Annotated in this window: 16 protein-coding genes and 1 pseudogene; 16 read left to right on the forward strand and 1 reads right to left on the reverse strand. The window is 54.8% G+C overall.

Features of this window, described 5'->3' with window-relative positions:
• Positions 1-117 precede the first annotated feature (117 nt).
• The 15 genes from glcD (at position 118) to LVD08_RS18290 (ending at position 18,452) form a co-directional block, all read left to right on the forward strand.
• Entirely contained in the window at positions 118-1,617 is a 1,500-nt protein-coding gene (gene glcD, locus LVD08_RS18220) for a glycolate oxidase subunit GlcD (RefSeq protein WP_247268850.1), read from the forward strand.
• Positions 1,617-2,666 carry a glycolate oxidase subunit GlcE gene (glcE, locus tag LVD08_RS18225; protein WP_247268851.1) on the forward strand — a complete coding sequence of 350 codons (1,050 nt, stop codon included), beginning with the start codon at positions 1,617-1,619 and terminating at the stop codon, positions 2,664-2,666. Before glcD ends, glcE begins: the two co-directional genes overlap by 1 nt.
• A 2-nt stretch (positions 2,667-2,668) precedes the next feature.
• Complete coding sequence (gene glcF / locus LVD08_RS18230; protein ID WP_247268852.1) at positions 2,669-3,889, forward strand: glycolate oxidase subunit GlcF; 1,221 nt, start codon at positions 2,669-2,671, stop codon at positions 3,887-3,889.
• A gap of 88 nt (positions 3,890-3,977) precedes the next feature.
• Positions 3,978-5,366 carry a 2-oxoadipate dioxygenase/decarboxylase HglS gene (gene hglS / locus LVD08_RS18235; protein WP_247268853.1) on the forward strand — a complete coding sequence of 463 codons (1,389 nt, stop codon included), beginning with the start codon at positions 3,978-3,980 and terminating at the stop codon, positions 5,364-5,366.
• A 393-nt stretch (positions 5,367-5,759) separates the two neighbouring features.
• Positions 5,760-6,275 carry an Hcp family type VI secretion system effector gene (locus tag LVD08_RS18240; RefSeq protein ID WP_003226246.1) on the forward strand — a complete coding sequence of 172 codons (516 nt, stop codon included), beginning with the start codon at positions 5,760-5,762 and terminating at the stop codon, positions 6,273-6,275.
• A gap of 135 nt (positions 6,276-6,410) precedes the next feature.
• A complete protein-coding gene (tssI, locus tag LVD08_RS18245) occupies positions 6,411-8,453 on the forward strand; it encodes a type VI secretion system Vgr family protein (protein WP_103367668.1) in 2,043 nt (680 codons plus the stop codon).
• On the forward strand, positions 8,443-9,180 hold the full coding sequence (locus tag LVD08_RS18250; protein WP_247268854.1) for a DUF4123 domain-containing protein: 738 nt from the start codon (positions 8,443-8,445) through the stop codon (positions 9,178-9,180). The genes tssI and LVD08_RS18250 overlap by 11 nt, the downstream gene beginning before the upstream one ends.
• Positions 9,180-13,880 (forward strand): RHS repeat-associated core domain-containing protein, encoded by a 4,701-nt coding sequence (locus LVD08_RS18255; RefSeq protein WP_247268855.1) that lies wholly within the window; start codon positions 9,180-9,182, stop codon positions 13,878-13,880. The genes LVD08_RS18250 and LVD08_RS18255 overlap by 1 nt, the downstream gene beginning before the upstream one ends.
• On the forward strand, positions 13,877-14,272 hold the full coding sequence (locus LVD08_RS18260; RefSeq protein WP_247268856.1) for a hypothetical protein: 396 nt from the start codon (positions 13,877-13,879) through the stop codon (positions 14,270-14,272). The genes LVD08_RS18255 and LVD08_RS18260 overlap by 4 nt, the downstream gene beginning before the upstream one ends.
• 614 nt (positions 14,273-14,886) lie before the next feature.
• A complete protein-coding gene (locus tag LVD08_RS18265; RefSeq protein WP_247268857.1) occupies positions 14,887-15,231 on the forward strand; it encodes a hypothetical protein in 345 nt (114 codons plus the stop codon).
• A gap of 241 nt (positions 15,232-15,472) precedes the next feature.
• Positions 15,473-15,763, forward strand: a complete 291-nt coding sequence (locus LVD08_RS18270) for a hypothetical protein (protein ID WP_247268858.1) — start codon at positions 15,473-15,475, stop codon at positions 15,761-15,763.
• A gap of 281 nt (positions 15,764-16,044) precedes the next feature.
• On the forward strand, positions 16,045-16,431 hold the full coding sequence (locus LVD08_RS18275; RefSeq protein ID WP_247268859.1) for a hypothetical protein: 387 nt from the start codon (positions 16,045-16,047) through the stop codon (positions 16,429-16,431).
• A 127-nt stretch (positions 16,432-16,558) separates the two neighbouring features.
• Complete coding sequence (locus tag LVD08_RS18280) at positions 16,559-17,179, forward strand: hypothetical protein (RefSeq protein WP_247268860.1); 621 nt, start codon at positions 16,559-16,561, stop codon at positions 17,177-17,179.
• Positions 17,180-17,463: 284 nt separating this feature from the next.
• Complete coding sequence (locus LVD08_RS18285) at positions 17,464-17,934, forward strand: hypothetical protein (RefSeq protein WP_247268861.1); 471 nt, start codon at positions 17,464-17,466, stop codon at positions 17,932-17,934.
• A gap of 86 nt (positions 17,935-18,020) precedes the next feature.
• On the forward strand, positions 18,021-18,452 hold the full coding sequence (locus LVD08_RS18290) for a hypothetical protein (RefSeq protein ID WP_247268862.1): 432 nt from the start codon (positions 18,021-18,023) through the stop codon (positions 18,450-18,452).
• Between the two features lie 140 nt (positions 18,453-18,592).
• Here the strand turns inward: LVD08_RS18290 and LVD08_RS18295 are convergent.
• Positions 18,593-19,409 (reverse strand): annotated as a pseudogene (locus LVD08_RS18295) (VanW family protein).
• Positions 19,410-19,624: 215 nt separating this feature from the next.
• Here LVD08_RS18295 and LVD08_RS18300 point away from each other — a divergent pair.
• Complete coding sequence (locus LVD08_RS18300) at positions 19,625-20,431, forward strand: glycosyltransferase family 2 protein (protein ID WP_103367660.1); 807 nt, start codon at positions 19,625-19,627, stop codon at positions 20,429-20,431.
• The last annotated feature ends 44 nt before the right edge of the window (positions 20,432-20,475 follow it).

Raw genomic sequence — 20,475 nt, forward strand, 5'->3', positions numbered from 1 at the left:
CCAGTTCCAGCACTAAGCTGAATCAGACACACCGCATTCTCTGGGTTGGGGCTGCTGCGCAGCCATCGGGGATAAATCCCCTCACCACAGCTAATCACGTCCGCCGATGGGGTCGAAATGAACATTCTCTACGACGAACGCCTCGATGGACCGCTACCGGAAGTAAACAAAGCCGAGTTGCTGAAAACCCTGCAGCGCGCCCTCCCGGATCTCGACCTGCTCTGGCGTGAAGACGAACTCAAGCCTTACGAATGCGACGGCCTCTCGGCCTATCGCACCACGCCGATGCTGGTCGCCCTGCCCCGGCGACTCGATCAGGTGCAGACCCTGCTCAAGCTCTGCCATCAACACAACGTGCCGGTGGTGGCCCGGGGTGCCGGCACCGGATTGTCGGGGGGTGCGCTGCCGCTGGAAAAAGGTCTGTTGCTGGTGATGGCGCGCTTCAACAACATCCTGCACATCGACCCGGCGGCCCGTACCGCGCGGGTGCAACCTGGGGTGCGCAATCTGGCGATTTCCCAGGCGGCCGCGCCGTTCGGCCTGTATTACGCGCCGGATCCGTCGTCGCAGATCGCCTGCTCGATCGGCGGTAACGTCGCGGAAAACGCCGGTGGCGTGCATTGCCTCAAGTACGGCCTGACCGTGCACAACCTGCTGAAAATCGAAGTGCTGACCATCGAGGGCGAACGTCTGACGCTGGGCAGCGAGGCCCTCGACTCGCCGGGTTTCGATTTGCTGGCGCTGTTTACCGGCTCCGAAGGATTGCTCGGGATCATCACCGAAATCACGGTCAAATTGCTGCCCAAACCGCAGCTCGCCAAGGTCTTGCTGGCCAGTTTCGACTCGGTGGAAAAGGCTGGCCGCGCCGTGGCCGACATCATCGCCGCAGGGATCATTCCCGGGGGCCTGGAAATGATGGACAACCTGGCGATCCGCGCCGCTGAAGACTTCATTCACGCCGGTTACCCGGTTGATGCCGAGGCGATTCTGTTGTGCGAACTCGATGGCGTCGAAGCCGATGTCCACGACGATTGCCTGCGGGTGCGCGAGGTCATGCTCGAGGCCGGCGCCAGCGAAGTGCGGCAGGCCCGCGATGAAGCCGAGCGCGTGCGCTTCTGGGCCGGGCGCAAAAACGCCTTTCCGGCGATTGGCCGCTTGTCGCCGGATTACTACTGCATGGACGGCACCATCCCGCGCCGCGAATTGCCCGGCGTGTTGCACGGCATCGCCCGCCTCGGCGCCGAATACGGCTTGCGCGTGGCCAACGTGTTTCATGCCGGCGACGGCAACATGCACCCGCTGATTCTGTTCGACGCCAACCAGCCCGGCGAACTGCATCGCGCCGAAGCGTTAGGCGGGAAGATTCTCGAACTGTGCGTGCAGGTTGGCGGCAGCATCACCGGTGAACACGGGGTCGGCCGCGAGAAAATCAATCAGATGTGCGCGCAGTTCAACAGCGCTGAGCTGACCCTGTTCCACGCGATAAAAGCCGCGTTCGACCCGCAAGGCTTGCTCAACCCCGGCAAGAATATCCCCACCCTGCATCGCTGCGCCGAGTTCGGTGCGATGCACATTCATGCCGGGCAACTGCCATTTCCCGAACTGGAGCGTTTCTGATGGCTGATTTCGACGCCAGCGACGCGCTGCTCGATCAGGTCAACCAGGCCCGGGCCAACGCCACACCGCTGAGAATTCAGGGCGGCAACAGCAAGGCGTTCCTCGGCCGCGAAGTGGCCGGTGAAGTGCTCGACGTCCGCGCGCATCGCGGCATCGTGCGCTATGAACCGACGGAACTGGTGGTCAGCGTGCGCGCCGGCACGCCGTTGCGCGAGTTGCTCGCGGCGCTCGACGCGGCCGGGCAGATGCTGCCCTGTGAGCCGCCGGCCTTCGGCGACAGCGCCACGGTGGGCGGGATGATTGCCAGCGGACTGTCCGGGCCACGGCGGCCATGGTCAGGTTCGGTACGCGATTTTGTCCTCGGCACCCGGGTTATCACCGGCCTCGGCGAGCACCTGCGCTTCGGTGGCGAGGTGATGAAAAACGTCGCCGGCTACGACCTCTCGCGCCTGTTGACCGGCAGTTTCGGCTGCCTCGGCGTGCTGACCGAAGTTTCGCTGAAAGTCCTGCCGAAACCGCGCCAGTGCCTGAGTATCCGCCTCGATATCGATTGCGCGCGGGCGCTGACCAGACTGGCCGAGTGGAGCCAGCAACCGTTGCCGATCAGCGGCGCCTGCCATGACGGGCAAAGCCTGTATCTGCGCCTTGAGGGCGGCGAAGGCTCGGTTACCGCCGCGCATCAACGGCTCGGCGGCGAGCCCCTGAGTTCAACGTTCTGGCGCGACCTGAACGAGCAACGCCTGAGCTTTTTCGACGAAGGCCTGCCGCTGTGGCGCCTGTCGCTGCCGAACAATCTCGGGCCGCAGGACTTGCCGGGCCAACAGCTGATCGACTGGGCCGGTGCGCAACGCTGGCTGAAGTCCGATCACGAGCACATTCAGATCCTCGCCCAGGAACTCGGCGGCCACGCCACCTGCTTTACCCATGGCGCCAGCGACACACCGTTCCAGCCGCTAGCCCCGGCGCTCATGCGTTATCACCGGCAACTCAAGGCGCAACTCGACCCGCAAGGGCTGTTCAACCCCGGCCGGATGTACGCGGAGTTCTAGCCATGCAAACCACCCTCAGCGAACAAGCCCGACAGCTGCCGCGTGCCGCCGAGGCGGAAAAAATCCTCCGTACCTGCGTGCATTGCGGTTTTTGCAACGCCACCTGCCCGACTTATCAGTTGCTCGGCGATGAACTCGACGGGCCGCGCGGACGCATCTATCTGATCAAGCAAGTGCTTGAAGGCGCTCCCGCTACCAAGCAGACACAACTGCATCTGGATCGCTGCCTGTCCTGCCGCAACTGCGAAACCACCTGCCCTTCCGGTGTCGACTATCACAACCTGCTCGACATCGGCCGTGCGGTGGTCGATCAGGCGGTGCCGCGCCCCGCTGCCCAGCGCTTGTTACGCGAGGGTCTGCGCGCACTGGCGCCGAATCCCGGGGTGTTCAAGGGCTTGTTGCGGGTCGGCACGACGTTCCGGCCTTTGCTGCCGCGCCTGTTCGAAAGCAAATTGCCCCAGCGCTCGCCAGCGTCTGGCACACGCCCTGCTCCGCGCCACGCACGGCGGGTGCTGCTGCTCGAAGGTTGCGTGCAACCGGGCCTGTCGCCGAACACCAATGATGCGACGGCGCGGGTGCTCGATCGGTTGGGGATCAGCGTGACGCCGGTGGCCGAGGCCGGTTGCTGCGGCGCGCTGGACTATCACCTCGACGCCCAGGCCAAGGGCCTCGACCGCGCGCGGCAGAACATCGACGCGTGGTGGCCGCACCTGGAAAACGGCGCGGAAGCCATCGTGCAGACGGCCAGCGGTTGCGGCGCTTTCATTAAGGATTACGGGCATTTGTTGGCACAGGATCCGCGCTACGCCGACAAGGCGCGGCAGATCAGCGAACGGACGCTGGATCTGGTACAGATCCTGGCCCGGGAGCCCCTGGAGAAACTGTGCGCCGCCAGCCAACGCCGGATCGCCGTGCATTGCCCCTGCACCTTGCAACACGCGCTGAAACTCGGCGGCGCGGTAGAGACACTGTTGACCCGGCTGGGCTTCAACCTCACGGCGGTGCCGGACGGGCATTTGTGCTGTGGTTCGGCCGGCACCTATTCGTTGACGCAACCGACCCTTGCCCGGCAACTGCGCGACAACCGCCTCAACGCCTTGGAAAGCGATCGCCCGGACTTGATCGTCACCTCCAACATCGGTTGTCAGAATCATCTGGCCGGCGCCGGGCGCACGCAGGTTATGCACTGGATCGAACTGGTGGATCAGTCGTTGGCAGAATGAAGTTCGTAGGATTCTTCGTTTGCCGCCGCCGGCGAAGGCTGCGATCTTTTCCTCCATCCAAACCGTGACCGTGGCAGGAATTTTTTTCATGACCTTGCAGCCTTTCGTCAGCCCCGACTTGATCCGCCAACGCTTCTCCAAAGCGATGTCCGACATGTACCGCGAAGAAGTGCCGCTGTACGGCGCGCTGATGGAACTGGTGGAACAGACCAATCGCGAAGTGCTGGCGGCTCAGCCGGACATCGCACGGCAGCTCGACAGCACCGGTGAAATCGAGCGCCTGGACATGGAGCGCCACGGCGCGATTCGCGTCGGTACCGGCAAAGAGCTGGCGACCCTCGCCCGTTTGTTCGCGGTGATGGGCATGCAACCGGTGGGTTACTACGACCTGACCCCGGCGGGTGTGCCGGTGCACTCCACGGCGTTTCGCGCGGTGCATGAAGCGGCGCTGCAGGTCAGTCCGTTTCGGGTGTTCACTTCGTTGCTGCGTCTGGAACTGATCGAAGATCCCGAGCTGCGCACGTTTGCTGAATCGGTACTGAATCAGCGTTCGATCTTTACCCCTACTGTCTTGCACCTGATCGAGCAGGCTGAGTCAGCGGGTGGGCTGAATGAGCCTGAAGCGGAGGAATTTGTCCTGCAGGCCCTGGAGACCTTTCGCTGGCACCACAGCGCAACCGTCACCGCCGCGCAGTACCAGACGCTCAGCGCCCAGCACCGCCTGATCGCCGATGTGGTGGCGTTCAAAGGCCCGCACATCAACCACCTGACCCCGCGCACGCTGGACATCGACAAGGTTCAGGCGCAAATGCCGGTGCATGGCATCACCCCGAAAGCGGTAATCGAAGGGCCACCGCGTCGGCACTGCCCCATCCTGCTGCGCCAGACCAGTTTCAAAGCGCTGGATGAGCCGATCACTTTCACCGACCAGCACAACACCCGTGGCAGCCACAGCGCGCGCTTCGGCGAGATCGAACAACGCGGCGCGGCGCTGACGCCCAAGGGGCGAGCGCTGTATGACCGATTGCTGAATGCCGCCCGCGATGAACTCGGTGACTTCCCCAACGAAGGCAACGCCGCACGCTATAACGAGCTGATGACTCAGCACTTTGGCGAATTTCCTGACAGCATCGAAGGCATGCGCGAACAGGAGCTGGCGTATTTTCGCTATTTCCCTACCGAAAAAGGCCTGACAGCGGGTAGCCTCACGTCGGCATCGCTGGAGGATTTGCTCCGTGAGGGCCATGTGAAAGCTGAACCGTTGGTGTACGAAGATTTCCTGCCGGTGAGTGCGGCGGGGATTTTTCAGTCGAACCTTGGGGATGCTGCGCAGACGCACTATGGCGAACATTCCAACCGCCAGGCATTCGAGCAAGCGCTGGGGCGTGCGACCATTGATGAGCTGGAGTTGTATGCCCAGACGCAGCGGCGTTCGATTGAGGAGTGTGCCCAGGCTTTGGGCCTGAAACCGCTCTGACTGTGGCGAGGGAGCTTGCTCCCTCGCCACAGAATCAAATGTTGCCTCTAGCGCAACCGTGACAACAAGACGCAACGCTCGACGCTGGCCCTTGGCCTTACTGCGCAACTTCTTGCGCACTTGTTCGGCAAAAAAACCTGATCATCTCGCTGCAGGCCTTGACTGGCCTGGCTTACAGCCAAGTGCGCAACTTCTTGCGCAGTACTGCGCAAGAAGTTGCGCACTTTCTACCTCGATTCAGCAAAAAACATCGGTCATAACGCAGGCTAGAGCAGCTTCACCCCCGGCTGCCGGGACCTTCGACAAACCTGGCACGCTCCTTGATAACAGTCAGGCACCCACCGGGCGATTCCGCCCCGGGCACCCTAAATTTATCCGCAAGGAGAGCACCCCATGGCAACACCAGCGTACATGTCGGTTACCGGCGAAAAACAAGGCCTGATCACTGCCGGCGCCTTCACCGCCGACTCCGTTGGCAACACCTACCAGGAAGGCCACGAAGACCAGGTCATGGTTCAGGCTTTCAGCCACGACGTGATCATCCCGCGTGACCCACAATCCGGTCAGCCAACCGGTCAGCGCGTTCACAAGCCAGTGATCATCACCAAGGTCTACGACAAGGCTTCGCCTCTGCTGCAAGCGGCTCTGACCTCCGGCGAGCGCATGAGCGAAATCGTTATCCAGTGGTACCGTACTTCGGCTCAAGGTACTCAAGAGCACTACTACACCACCAAACTGGAAGACGCGATCATCGTCGCCATCAACAACAAAATGCACAACTGCCAGGATCCAGGCAACTCGCACTTCACCCACCTGGAAGAAGTGCAGTTCACCTACCGTAAAATCACCTGGACCCACGAAGTATCCGGTACTTCGGGTTCCGATGACTGGCGTGCTCCAGTCGTTTAATTACGGCTGATCGTTACAAGCATCGACCAGCCCTGCTGGTCGATGTTGTTTACGCCCCTCCAGAATTTCGCGTACGTTGAGCCGCTTTTTTTGCGGCCGTCGACGAGCGCCGCTGTACAGCACGAGGAACAAGGGATGTTCGCGCCGGCCAATGAAACCCACTTTGCCCTGACCATCGAAGGGCTCTCCGCCGATTTTCAGGTATTTACCCTGACCGGCCGGGAAGCCATCAGCCAGCCTTTTGTCTTTGAGGTGGAGCTGGTCAGTGAGCAGCCGTCGCTGGACCTCGAAACCCTGCTGCACAAACCGGCCTTTCTGCAGCTGTCGCCCGATGGCAGCGGCATCCACGGCCAGATCTACCGCGCCGCGCAAGGCGATTCCGGCAAGCGCCTGACGCGCTATTCGGTGACCCTGCGCCCGCAACTGTCGTACCTGGCGCACCGCGTCAACCAGCGGATCTTCCAGAACCTCACGGTGCCGAAAATCATCGGCATGGTTCTCGAAGAGCACGGCATTCAAAGCAACGCCTACGAATTCAAGACCGGTTCGATCTATCCCGAGCGCATCTACTGCGTGCAATACGATGAATCGGACCTGCATTTCATCCAGCGCCTGTGCGAGGAAGAAGGTATTCACTACCACTTCCAGCACAGCGCTACAGCGCACAAGCTCGTCTTCGGCGATGACCAGACGGTGTTCCCGAAACTCAAGCCTGTGGCCTACCAGCAAGACTCCGGCATGGTCGCCAGCAACCCGGTGATCAAGCGTTTCGACCTGCGCCTGGAAACCCGCACCAGCCGCACCACGCGCCGCGATTACGACTTCGAAAAACCACGCCTGACGCTGGAAAGCGAAAACCGCGGCGACGCCCTTCCCGACCTCGAAGACTACGATTACCCGGGCCGGTTCATCGACCGCGAGCGCGGCAAACACCTGGCCAAACGCGCCCTCGAACGCCACCGCAGCGACTTCCAGCTCGCCGAAGGCAAGAGCGATCAGCCGCTGCTGGTCAGCGGCCATTTCCTCGCCCTGACCGAACACCCGAAAGCCAAATGGAACGACCTGTGGCTACTCACCGAAGTCCTGCACGAAGGCAAACAGCCGCAAGTGCTCGAAGAGTCGGTGACCAGCGACACCACTGCCCTTAAAGACGATTTCCATCAGGGCTATCGCAACCGCTTCCAGGCGACCCCGTGGGACGTGCCGAACCGTCCACCGCTGCGCCACCCGAAACCGCGCATCCTCGGTAGCCAGAGCGCAGTGGTTACCGGCCCGAAAGGCGAAGAGATCCACTGCGACCAGTACGGCCGGGTCAAAGTCCAGTTCCACTGGGACCGCGAAGGCCAGGCCGACGACAAGACCAGTTGCTGGCTGCGCGTCTCCAGCGCCTGGGCCGGCGCCCAGTACGGCGGCATCGCCATCCCGCGCATCGGCATGGAAGTGCTGGTCACCTTCCTTGAGGGCGACCCCGATCAACCGCTGATCAGCGGCTGCCTGTACCACAAGGAAAACACCGTCCCGTATGAGCTGCCGGCAAACAAGACCCGTAGCACCTTCAAGACCCTGAGCTCGATGGGTGGCGGCGGTTACAACGAACTGCGCATCGAAGACAAAAAAGGTCAGGAGCAGATCTTCCTCCACGCCCAGCGCGACTGGGACGAGAACATCGAGCACGACCAGAAGATCCGCGTCGGCAACGAACGCCACGACACCGTCGAGCAGAACAGCTACACGGAATTCAAAGCCGAAGAACATCACACCGTCTACGAAGACCGCAAAGTCGAAGCCCGCGCCAACGACCACCTGACCGTGGGCGTCAACCAGCACATCAAGATCGGCACCGGCCAGTTCATTGATGCCGGTCAGGAAATCCACCTCAGCAGCGGCATGAAAGTCGTGCTCGAAGCCGGCGCCGAGCTGACCTTGGTCGGCGGCGGCAGCTTCATCAAGATCGACGCCGGCGGCGTGACCATGAGCGGCCCGACGATCAACATCAACTCCGGCGGCAGCCCCGGCAGCGGCACCGGCGCCGCCCCGCTGATGCCCGGCGTGCTGAAACAGGCCGACGCCGACAAGGCCGGCCAGGTCCTGACCCCGGCCCAGATCAACACCCTAAAACGCAACGCGCCGTTCTGCGAAGAATGCGAAAAATGCAAGGCAGGTGCCTGTGCCATCTGATCGACTGACACCCAAGGACTGGCTGGCACAACAGCCGCTGCAAACCGGCGAGCGCCTGTACCTGATCATCAGCGCAGCAAGCGATGCCGACGCGCTGAAAACCCTGTACCTGACCGAACCCACCGCCCAGCTCCTGCCAATCTGGGGCGGCACGCCCTACTCCACCTGGCAACCAGTGATGCCCTACGTCAACGAACTCAAACCGAACTCGGCATTCCTGCCATGGATCGCCGAAACCGACGCGCTCGATTGGGGTTGGCTGGCCGTCTCACGCGCCGAACCGAACGAGGTGTTCGAGCACCTGCGCAGCCTGACGCAGGTGAAGATGCCCGACGGGACCGAGGTGTTCTTCCGCTTTTGGGATGGGCGGCATATCTACCCGATTCTGAAGGGGCTTGGGGAGAAGGCTGGGGAAGTACTGCCGATGTTTGAACGGTATCTGATTAATGGACAGACGCTGGAGGTTGGGACACGGGTGTTGCCGAAGGTGAAGGATTGGCCGTGGTGGGAGGTGCCGAAGGAGTTGCTGGATGGCTTAGCCAAGGAGAACCCGACGACACTGATCAGCAACCTGATGCAGTGGCTGGAAGAAGATCGCCCGGACATTTACAACGCTTGGCCTGAGCACAACCTGAAGCTGAAAGTCAGCCGTTTCGTGCGCCGCCCGGATGCGCCGAAAAACCTTAAAGAAGCACTGTTAAACCACCTGATTCTGGAGCAAGGCTGATGGATCGCGTTGCCTTTGTTGACAACCAACTGAACACCTTCAAGGACAGTCTGAAGCTGTATCAGGAACAAACCAAAACCTGGTACGCAAGGGCTGCCGACAAGGCCAGTCGAGCCGCAGACCTGCCCTCCCTGCTAGGCATGGAGCGTGTGATCAAGGTGGGCGACACCAGTAAATCGGTGAGCATGACCGACGGTGATTTCTCCTCGAACGTGGCTCAGTGTCCTCTCAAAGGTCCATTGCTGATCGAAAGTAAATTCGAATCGGTCTACGACATCCCGATTGGCGAGATCGAAGTAGAGATCGTCGCCGTGGAAGGTGGTGCGGTCAGCAAAGTCAAACTCGACGCTCAAGGCAAAGCTGAGTGGACCGGAGGTATTCCCGGCAAGTTCTATCAGATCCGCGTTCACAACGAAGTGACACCGGCGCAGATCGACGCCCTCTTCAGCTCCTACAGCGGCGTGACCGCTGACCTGGAGGGTTTCCTGCGTAAAGAGTGGGCCGGGTTCAAACCGCAATGGTCGAACCTATCAGCTTCGGGCACCGCGATGGCCATCGGCAATGGCATTCTTGAAGGTGGCTGGGAGGCCATCAAGGGTGTGTGGGATGGCATCAGTCTGGTGCTCGATATCCTGCAAGACCCGAAGAAATTTGCTAAGGATCTTGGGGCTGGCGCAGATGAGCTGATCAAGGTCGCCAAAAGCTCACCAGAAGTCATGAAAAAGGCCATGTTGCTGGCCAGTGACGAAGCCGCACTGTTCCTGCTGGTGCGCAGTGCAGTGATCTGGCTGGCCGGTTTGCCACCCATGAAGATGGCAGGCGACGTGGCGAAAATGACCACAGCGATCGTCGTTGGTATCGCGATCGACATCGTGATTGGTGTGGTCCTGACCATCGCAGCCGAAGGCACCGGGATCATCTATCTCGCTGCCCGACTGAAGAAGTACGGTGAGTTGGTGCTCAACGCCGTCATCGGTTTCGTGAAGTCATTGTTCAAGATCATCAACGGCTTTATGGAATACGTCGCGAAGTACACAGCGGTTGCGGCGCGGGGTGTGACGGCCAAGGTGAGGAATGGTATTTCAGAGTTGCGTTTTGACGGGAAGAAAAACGCCAAACTCGCGGATGGCAAAATAGCCGACGATGCCTCCAAACAGGCAAAAACGCCCGCCGACAAAAGCGCGGAACCGGCAGCCGACACTTGCACCAATGGATGTCCGGTTTCAATGGTGACCGGTGAAGAACTGTTGACGCTGACCGACGGCCAACTTGACGGTCTGCTGCCGTTTGAATGGACCCGTCTCTACCGAACCAGTGCAGTGGAAATCGATTGTGGCCTGGGTTATGGCTGGAGCCATGCTCTGGCGCATCGCCTCGAGATCAGTGACGACGAAGTCATCTGGACAGACCACGAAAACCGCTCGACACCCTTCCCCCTCCCAAGCGAACAACGTCCGGCAATTACCAACAGCCTGTCGAAGGCCGCGATATTTCTTGGAGACGATCCGTCAGAACTGGTTCTGGCGCAGGCAGGCAAACGCCCATCTTTCTACCACTTCCGCTTCAACAGCAAAGGCGCCACCCTGATCGCCATCAGCGACAGCTATGGCAATCGGCTGCACGTCACGCGCGATATCCACGGTCGGATCAAGCGTCTCGATAACGGTGCCGGTCGCGCCCTGCTGCTGCGCTACGACCGCAAACACATTATCGCTGTGGACTATCAACAGTTCCTGCCGGCGGACAACCTTGAAGATGCCTGGAACACCGTTCAAACGCTGGTGACATACAGCTATGACGCACAGCACCGTCTGATCGAAGCGAAGAACGCGGCCGGCGAAGCCGAGCGCTATCGCTACAACGAACAGCACGTGATTCTGGAGCGGCAACTGGCGGGCGGCGCGGCCTTCTATTGGGAGTGGGAGAACGAAGGCAAACTGTCTCGCTGCATCCGTCACTGGGCCAACTTCTCGCAGATGGAAGCGCATTACGCCTGGGACGATAAAGGCAGCGTAACGGTAACCAACGCCGACGGCAGCGAAGAGGTCTACACCCACGACGACCAGGCGCGACTGATCAGCAAGGTCGACCCGGACGGCGCCGAACACCTCAAGGCCTATAACGACAAAGGTCAGTTGATCGCGGAAAAAGATCCGTTAGGGGCCGTCACCGAATACCGGTACGACGACAACGGACTGATGACTGCCGTCATCCCGCCGGAAGACGAAGCCACCACGTATGAATACATCAATGGCTTCGTCAGCGATGTTCATCGCGGCAAAGCCAGCTGGAAGTACCAACGTAACCGTCAGGGCGACATCACCCAGCAAATCGACCCGGACGGCAATGCCACGCTATACAGCTACGATGCCCAGGGTCGCCTGCTGGAGATCCGCCACCCCGATGGCAGCCGCCATCAACTCGGTTGGAACAACCTCGGGCAGTTACTGGAAGAACGCCTGCCGGACGGCGGTCAACGCAAGTATCGCTACGACGCACTGGGTCGGCAGATTACCCGCCAGGAAGAATCCGGCGCCATCACCCAATACCAATGGGATGCGGCCAACCGCCTGGCACAAGTCACGCTGCCGGGCGGTGCAACACGTGCCTTCACCTACAACGCCTATGGCAACGTCACCGCCGAACGCGACGAACTCGGTCGCGTCACGCGATATGAGTATGCGGACAACCTGCACCTGGTCAGCCGCCGCATCAATCCGGACGGCAGCCAGCTGCGCTACCGCTACGACAACTCGCGTCTGTTGCTCACCGAAATAGAGAACGAGCGCGGCGAACATTACCAACTCGATTACTACTCGAACGGCCTGATCCAGCAGGAAACCGGCTTCGACGGTCGTCGTACCGCCTACGAATACGACCTCAACGGCCAGTTGCTGAAGAAAACCGAGTTCGGTGATGACGGCAGCGAACTCGTTACCGAGTATCAACGCGATGCCGCTGGCCGTCTGCTGGTAAAAACTCTCGCCGATGGCGAGGAGATTCACTACAGCTACGACGCTCTCGGCCGCCTGGTAAACGTCGACGACGGTCACTGGCCGCTCGCCTACAAGTACGACCTGCAAGACCGCCTCATCGAGGAACACCAAGGCTGGGGCACCCTGCGTTACGAGTACGACAGCGTTGGCCAGCTTAGCCACTGCCGCCTTCCGGATGGCAGCAAACTCGACTACCGTCACCTGTCCGGCGGACGCCTGAGCAGCATCGACCTCAACGGCTCACGCCTCACCGCTCACCAGTTCAGCGCCGGTCGCGAACAACAGCGCCAGCAAGGCCTGTTGCTCAGCCAATACCAATACGACGAACAAGGCCGCCTGCAAGCCCACACTGTCGGTCAGCGTGATAAAAACCTGTTCCAGCGTCGCTACAACTACGACGCCAACGGCAACCTCGCCGGCATCGACGATAGCCGCAAAGGCAATCGCAGCTATCACTACGATCCGCTCGATCGTCTGGTCAGCGTACGTGGCACGACACCGGAAAGCTTCGCCCACGATCCAGCGGGTAACCTCCTGGGTCAGAACAACGAAGGCACAGCGAACCTCGCCAACGTCAAAGGCAACCGTCTGCTGATGCAGGGCGATCGTCATTACGACTATGACGCCTATGGCAATCTGATCCGCGAACGTCGCGGCACCGGCCAGAAACTCGTCACTGAATACAGATACGACTGCCAGCACCGTCTCATTGGCGTCAGCCTGCCGAGTGGCAGCACCGCGTCTTACAAATACGACGCCTTTGGTCGCCGTGTCGAAAAAACCCTCGACGGCCACACCACGGAATTCCTGTGGCAAGGCGAACGTCTGATCGCTGAAAGCGCCGACAACCGCTACCGCAGCTACATCTATGAACCGGGCAGCTTCCGTCCATTGGCGATGCTCGACGGCGAAGGCCCGCGCAAAGCCACGCCGTTTTACTACCAACTCGACCACTTGGGCACACCGCAGGAGCTCACCGACTACAGTGGTGAAATCATGTGGTCGGCGAAATACCGCGCCTACGGCAACCTCGCTGCTTTGGACGTCAGCGAGATTGATAACCCGCTGCGCTTCCAGGGTCAGTATTTCGATGCAGAGACGGGCCTACACTACAACCGGCACCGCTACTACAATCCGAGCACTGGGCGGTTTTTGACGCCGGATCCGATCAAGCTTGCAGGCGGTTTGAATAGCTACCAGTACGTGCCTAACCCTACGGGGTGGGTGGATCCGTTGGGGTTGAATGGATGCCCCCCTGATGGCGATGGCAAAGGTAGTTCAACGGCACCGACAACCAACGCAAGAGTTGATACCAAAGAACCGTCGACACCGGAAATTCCGTGGACAAATAGCTCTGTAAAAAGAGCGTCCGAGGCACTTGATAGAGGTGCTACTTCTGTTACCGTCAATAGCAGAGCGGAAGCTGAGGAGTTATTTTTGGGCAAATATGCAGGCCAAGGATACAGGAATGCTGAAGAGTTCAACTCCGCAACTGCCAAGACACACTTTAGAAAAGTAAAGGACCCTGAAAAATACTACCACTGGGATGACACCCCAGTTTCAGACATTCAGACAAGAAAAGTCACGATGGCGAATCATGACCCGAGTGACCCACATGGCGCCAACCCACACTTGCAACTTCACCCAGTGAAAGGTGAAGTAATTAGAATCTACTGGCCAAACCAATTCGAAGGGCAAAAATGAGCATCCAAAAAAAAATTCCTAGAAAAGTCTGGTGGGGACTAGAAGCAAAGTCTTACACAGAAATCGCCCAAGAACTCCCTTCAAATGATAGCTCAATTCGAAAATGGGCTGCAATTTACGCCGTATACCACTTAAACTTTGAAAACAGGTATCCGGGAGAACGCTATTATAGTTTCTTAGAGGAATCAAAAAATTCAAAATTCGTCTTTATTGAATTTACTTTACCAACTCATTTGTTGGAAACCAGAGATAGCATCGGCGCTAGCGACACCACCATTACAAAACTCCAAACATTGGAGACAGAGGACGAAATAAACGACTTCCTAGAGAAAAACCAGATAAACCCTGAGCTATTCACTCCTCCGTGGAATTGCGACTACCCATTAGATTAATCTAAATACTGTGACTACGGCTCAGGTGGTACGCGACAGTTTTTACGAAACTGGGCGCTACCAATATGATCAAAGAGGATGAAGTCGCTGTATTGCCGGAGAGGTAACAGTGCTGATCGATTCAGAAGCGCACGTAGCGCTAAAAGAACTGATTGAAAAATACTTAAAGGGAGCCCCCCCCATTACGATCGTCTGATCAAAATTTTTCAGAATCTTCCGCGGAAAACTTTAATCAGAGGACTGTTTAAGGAAATTAGACGGTACAACAATATTCAACACTCACAGCAAGACCTTAAGCTAATCGACGACCTTTTGTGAATGTATAGTTGAAGCCCTATTGAATCGAGGCAGTTACTGAGGAAAAACATCCTAAAAAACTCAATCTCCACCCAAACAAACAAACAACCAAACAAACAAACAAACAAACAAACAAACAAACAACCAAACAACCAAAAAACATGAAATTTTAATTTTCTCAAGAATGAAGATAATTGCACCCTCTCCAAAAACCATGAGCACAAAGAATATATATTTACACCAACAACATATCACAAGAAAATCTTGAAAGACGACCTGTCATTGTGACGTAAAATTTCAAGCATAGAAAGTATAAAATGAGACCAAAACTCAAATATGAACTTCAACCAATTCGAGTGCCAAGCGGTTGGACAGTAACAATCAACAACCTTTTTGAAGTTGAATTAACGCCAGAGACCAGCGACTGGTTCACTTGCTCAGTACTATTGGGCGGAGTGCGTCGAAGTAGCGGGCACTGCTTCGATTCTAGATTAGAACCAGAGGGCGACCGCAAGGGAGAGTTTGTAATTGATTTCCTGAAAATCGATTATGACCAAAAAGGAAAACCGATTAAAAACTCCGAAGTTTTTCTTGGTGAGTTCAGAACCAAAAGCAAAATTGAATTCATTAAAAAAATTGAATCATTCATGATCGAATCGTGAGATACAGACATTTAAAACCCAGCACTCACCAAAACAGCCAAAGCAAATAAAGCAAATAAAGCAAGAGGGAAATTTATTTTTCACACTTTACAAAAGACACTGAAAATAAATTCACTCCCTTTTTTTAAAATGCCCTTCTGCTATCCAACCTGAATGGGTAAAGACCTGTAGATACGGCACAACAGATCTTACGACCAAAGGAAATGTGGCGCTTAAACCCCACATTTAATCGGCGGAAAGAATGTTAGAAACAAACAAAAAAATAGCACTTAATGGAGAAGATGCTCTCGAAGTCCTTGTAGATATCGAGTTCATATTAATTTCACTGCACAATATGGGCAGCTATTACTCCGGCAAACCGATCAAAGACTACCAAAAAGCCACCACTGATTTCATTGATAACGAAGGAGTCACCCAACGCCTTGCCAAAATAAGAAAAATCATAAGCAAGAATTTTGATTCGACACTAGGGGACGACAATATGGATGACATTGAGCGCCACATGGAAAGGATTAAATTTTGGAAGCCCTAACTAAATCTTCAAACATATAATTCTCAACAGATTTGCTTATATAGATATAATCCGCAGCGGAGTTCACCAGACGCTCACAGCAATCCGGACAGCGATCAAAGGAGATAGATTATTTCCACAGCCCCAAAGATACTGAAAATAAATCTGTCACCTTTTTGCTACATTTCAATCTGCGGCCAACTAAAAACTCTAAAACATAACAAAAAGACGACAGATTTATTTTTTCAACCAATTCAGATCGGCGCAGGAATACGCTGGCCAAACCGGTTCCAGGGTCAAAAATGACAATACAGAAATATATCGCACGAAGTGTATGGTTTGGGCTCGACGGAATAGGCTACAACAACATTGCGCAAGAGCTAGAATCCGAAGCCCCTTCACTAAGAAAATGGATTTCAGTATACGCCATTTACAAATACACCTTTACCAGTGATCCATATCAGCATTACGACTTTATCCATCAATCGAAAAATTTTCGATATGCAACAGTGATATTTACAATCCCAACCGAAACACTTGAAATAAGTGACGGCGTGGACGACCGAGACATCAATCTCTTAAAAATAGAAACCATGAACTCTGAGGCGGAAATCAACGCACTTCTTGAGAAGCTTGACATCGACCCAGAACTTTTCACCACTCCATGGCGGTGTGAATACCCGCTCTAGTTGCCGAACTGCAAACAGAGGGGAGCTAATTTGTTTTCGTTGAAGGAAATAAATCCGCCCCCTTTTCAATTGATGGTAGCCAAATCGAATCAAAACAACTTGATCAGTTTGTAATTGAGATAGCAAAATGAATTTTTCAATTGACATTACAGAATCATTTGGCGCTATCGATTTCGATAATGCAGGCGGAGTTATTTCACATATACATATACCGCCAAACGAAAACATCCAAGACAAATACCATATCGAACTATTTAATTTTGTCCTTAACTTAATAGACAAACCAGTAATTTACTCAATAAAAAATCAGAATCCAAACTTTCTAGAAAAGATGGACGAAGACGGCTTCCTGATCATTAAGCAAGCTATTATTACATTTGAAAAAACAAAAGGTCACGAAAAATTAATACGCCTGTTGAACCAGGAAAGTGGCTACTTGACGCACGAGTCTTACGGCCCAAAACTCGAGAACAAAGATAAAATATACGACATCGGCGGGAGATCGTTTTCAACTCCTGAATTATTAATTAACCTCGCCATCATTTCACCAAAAAAAGTAACCCTCGACTTCAACGCTTCAAACCACATCTATATACCCACATACGAAGAACTTCAGAAATCAGTAGGAATATTGAACTCACAAGCAAATCGCTCCCAACCTGAAATCCAGGGAATATTCGATACCAACTTTAGCAATTCTCATATGATAAGCAACTTTGATGCAGGCTATCGAGTATACATAGTATAGAAATGTAACGAACCGGGGCCATATGGAAGAGATTATTCAGGAGCTTTTGCGGAAAGTTTCAACCAAAGGTATCCTCACGAAAACCTGAATGCATGAATAGTTGCAGCACACACAACAAGAACCTTAACTGGTCGATAGCATTTTTTATAGACAAATCAAAAGACAAAAAATACAAAACAGGCAACAAAAGCTTACAGATTTATTTCGCTTACGGATGAAAAATTACTGAAATTAAACTCATCCCCTTTTTCATTGAAAAACATCGATGACTGGGAAAAGCTTCAATGAAGACCACTTTTGAAACTGCTTTAGACCTTCACGAAATATCTGATTTCTTTAAAGGAAATGGACAATATTTTGCTCGAGGCTCCGACTGGGGAGACCATCTTTTTATTAGCAATTGGCAGGAAATGTGCAGCGTTTTAAAAAACCAGAAAGCCGCACAAAACTTACTTACATCGATATTTGAAGATTATACAAAATATTCAAAGGAAAATTATTCAGATGCCGAAGGATTATTCTCCAACATAAGCGCCTACTACACACTTAAAAATAAAATAGCCTTTTTATCGAGCAATAGTTACGACTTAATCGAAAGTCTTGACGAGAGAAGCAAGAAAAATATAGGAAACCTATTTCGTTTGCTTAGGCAGCAATACGATTTAAAAAACAAGGATCTGCAGAAGTACACATTTGATGAGGAGATCAAACGATTAAGGCTCAAGGGATGCACTCTTAATCTTGAACAGCGTTGAGAACCCTGCAGATCACGACTTCGGCACAGCTGATGATGAACATTTGAGGATGGTATGATCACGTTAATACCCACGGGAAAATTTCAATGAAATTTAAATCAGCCGGCACAAAAATCAATCTAAACAAGGTCTCTTACAGAAGCCTTGGCTTCGCAGAGAAATCAAGTTTTGAAACAAAAAAGTACGAAATGACGATAAACAACGATGAGTTTCCGGAGCAATTCATCAAACACGCAAACTCATTAATTATCGAATGCAAAGTTGATGACTCTAAGCAAGGCTACGCGCACATTCCAGAACTTGAAAAAATAAATTACCCAACCTTTGATAAAATTTTAAAAACCCATCACTATTTAGCGGCCACCCTTATAAAAGACTATCTTTATTTCGAGCTTTTTTATTTTCTATTTCAAAAATCAGAAAAACCTGAAATATTTATAAATAGCATAAAAGATGTAAAATCAGATGAAATATCAATTACGATCATGGGTGATACGTATCCAACTCAGAAAAGTTGATGAACGAAAGGTGACAGATTTATTTTCCAACTCTAATCAAAAGAGTTTGAAATAAGCCCGTCTCCTTTTACACGACCACACTTCGCATACGGAGTCTCGCCGCCCATTAAATGATTTTTTCACCATCTACGGTATAGCAATCATCTCTCCACCATTTCTTCGGCCACCTCATACTTAACCACCACCCGATTCCGATACAACCTCACCCTCTCCACCAATTCCCCCACCTGCCCCTTCTCCCTCACCTCCCGCCAGATCTCATTCTCCCGATACACCCGCACTCCCTCCCGCACAAACCGATGCCCTTCCTGAAACACGTGATACCGATACTCCCGCACTCGATCGCACAACAATTCCCCCTCCAGCTGCGTGTCCCCCACATTCAACTTCAACTGAAAACTCCGATCCGTCGGGTTGTGCAGTACCAGGTCAACGTAGTTGTAGAAAATTGCCGCACCGGAACCGAATGGCAGCACTCGCCCTTCGTCCGGGAAGGGATCGAAGCTATGGTTGGAGCGTTCAACGACTATCAGCGGTGAGTGGATCGCCATCCAGTGGATCAGGTTGCTCAGTTGGCAGATTCCGCCGCCGATACCCCGTCGTGCTTCGCCGAAGGACAGTTCCATGCCTTCAACGTAGCCGCGTTTGCGGGTTGGGCGGCCGACGAGGCGGCAGAAGGAGAAGTGTTCGCCGGGGGCGATGATGAGGCCGTCGATGGCGGCGACGGCGAGTTTGAGGTTGATGACTTTGTTGTGTTGCAGGGCGAGGTCGGAGTCGCCGAGTTTGCGGATGAGTTTCGAGGTGTGTTTGAGGTAGCGGAATGGCAGACGGTCAGCGTCGGCAACCAGGCGTGCGTAGCGTTTGCTGGAGCAGTGCCAGGCGATCTGGCGCAACAGGTCTTTTTTGCCACACGCGCAGCCAGTACAGGGCCGGGTGGTAGAGGGAAAGTGGTTTCATCCGTGAGGCGACGGCAGGTGCCGTTTCTTCCTTGAAGCATCTGAGGAGCGCGCAGTTTAGCCTGTGGGCCGGTTTGCGTCGTGCGCGAGATGCCGTGGCTCGACACACTTCGAATGGCTTGCTGAACGTCAAATTAAGCTTCAACTAAGCTTGCGTCGCTAGCATCCCGGCCCGAGAGACACCTGTCGCCGATCAACCGCGGATGAGCTTACCGAATGAGCCAGTTTGATTTACCAGCCGTTACGCAGCCGAATTTCAGTCTTGTATTGGTAAATTACAAAACCCCGGACATCACCCGGATGTGCCTGGAGTTATTGCGTCAGCACGTTCAGGCGCAGCGCATTCCGGTTTGGGTGGTGGACAATGATTCGGCGGATGCCAGCCTGGATTACTTGCGTTCGCTGGACTGGATCAATCTGATCGAACGTCCCTCCCCCGGCAAAGAAGCGGGACATATTGCGCATGGCAAGGCGCTGGATCTGGCGCTGGAAAAAGTTGAAACCGACTATCTGTTTCTGCTGCACACCGACACCTTTGTCTACGACAAGGAAGTCTTCGCGATGATGCTGCGTGAGTGTACAAAGTCTGCGGACATCGCCGCAGTCGGGTGTGTCGAGCAAATCAATCGAGGGATTCTGAGAGACACCTGGCGACTAACTTCGCGGTTTTGCAAACACTATATTCGCCGGGCGAAAACTGCGTTGGGTTTGCGCAGTAAAGAGCCGAAACCTTATCGGGAAACTCATCTCAAGAGTTTCTGCACTTTGTGGAACGCCAAGTTGATGAAGTCCCATGGACTGCACTTTTGCATGGATGACCGAGTGCCCGGTTATACCCTGCAGGATCGAATGGTCGGTCTGGGCTATGGCATCAAGCTGCTGTCACCACGCAAGATTTTCCGCTATCTGGATCACATCCAGGCAGGAACCGTCGCCGCCGCTGGCACGTACGGCAAAAACCACCGCCGCACCAAGATGTATGAAGCCACCCTCAAACGCTTTGCGGGGCAGGCATCGGCATAATTGCGAACACAAAAAAGGGCGACTGCAAAGTCGCCCTTTTTTTA

Source organism: Pseudomonas sp. YL2 (genome assembly GCF_023063025.1).
GTDB lineage: Bacteria > Pseudomonadota > Gammaproteobacteria > Pseudomonadales > Pseudomonadaceae > Aquipseudomonas > Aquipseudomonas putida_A.

Coding starts and splice junctions, on each gene's coding strand:
- LVD08_RS18265 (WP_247268857.1), top strand. CDS start 14,887: ATGAGACCAAAACTCAAATATGAACTTCAACCAATTCGAGTGCCAAGC.
- glcE (WP_247268851.1), top strand. CDS start 1,617: ATGGCTGATTTCGACGCCAGCGACGCGCTGCTCGATCAGGTCAACCAG.
- LVD08_RS18290 (WP_247268862.1), top strand. CDS start 18,021: ATGAAATTTAAATCAGCCGGCACAAAAATCAATCTAAACAAGGTCTCT.
- LVD08_RS18300 (WP_103367660.1), top strand. CDS start 19,625: ATGAGCCAGTTTGATTTACCAGCCGTTACGCAGCCGAATTTCAGTCTT.
- glcF (WP_247268852.1), top strand. CDS start 2,669: ATGCAAACCACCCTCAGCGAACAAGCCCGACAGCTGCCGCGTGCCGCC.
- LVD08_RS18270 (WP_247268858.1), top strand. CDS start 15,473: ATGTTAGAAACAAACAAAAAAATAGCACTTAATGGAGAAGATGCTCTC.
- LVD08_RS18275 (WP_247268859.1), top strand. CDS start 16,045: ATGACAATACAGAAATATATCGCACGAAGTGTATGGTTTGGGCTCGAC.
- LVD08_RS18285 (WP_247268861.1), top strand. CDS start 17,464: ATGAAGACCACTTTTGAAACTGCTTTAGACCTTCACGAAATATCTGAT.
- tssI (WP_103367668.1), top strand. CDS start 6,411: ATGTTCGCGCCGGCCAATGAAACCCACTTTGCCCTGACCATCGAAGGG.
- LVD08_RS18280 (WP_247268860.1), top strand. CDS start 16,559: ATGAATTTTTCAATTGACATTACAGAATCATTTGGCGCTATCGATTTC.
- LVD08_RS18255 (WP_247268855.1), top strand. CDS start 9,180: ATGGATCGCGTTGCCTTTGTTGACAACCAACTGAACACCTTCAAGGAC.
- hglS (WP_247268853.1), top strand. CDS start 3,978: ATGACCTTGCAGCCTTTCGTCAGCCCCGACTTGATCCGCCAACGCTTC.
- LVD08_RS18240 (WP_003226246.1), top strand. CDS start 5,760: ATGGCAACACCAGCGTACATGTCGGTTACCGGCGAAAAACAAGGCCTG.
- LVD08_RS18260 (WP_247268856.1), top strand. CDS start 13,877: ATGAGCATCCAAAAAAAAATTCCTAGAAAAGTCTGGTGGGGACTAGAA.
- glcD (WP_247268850.1), top strand. CDS start 118: ATGAACATTCTCTACGACGAACGCCTCGATGGACCGCTACCGGAAGTA.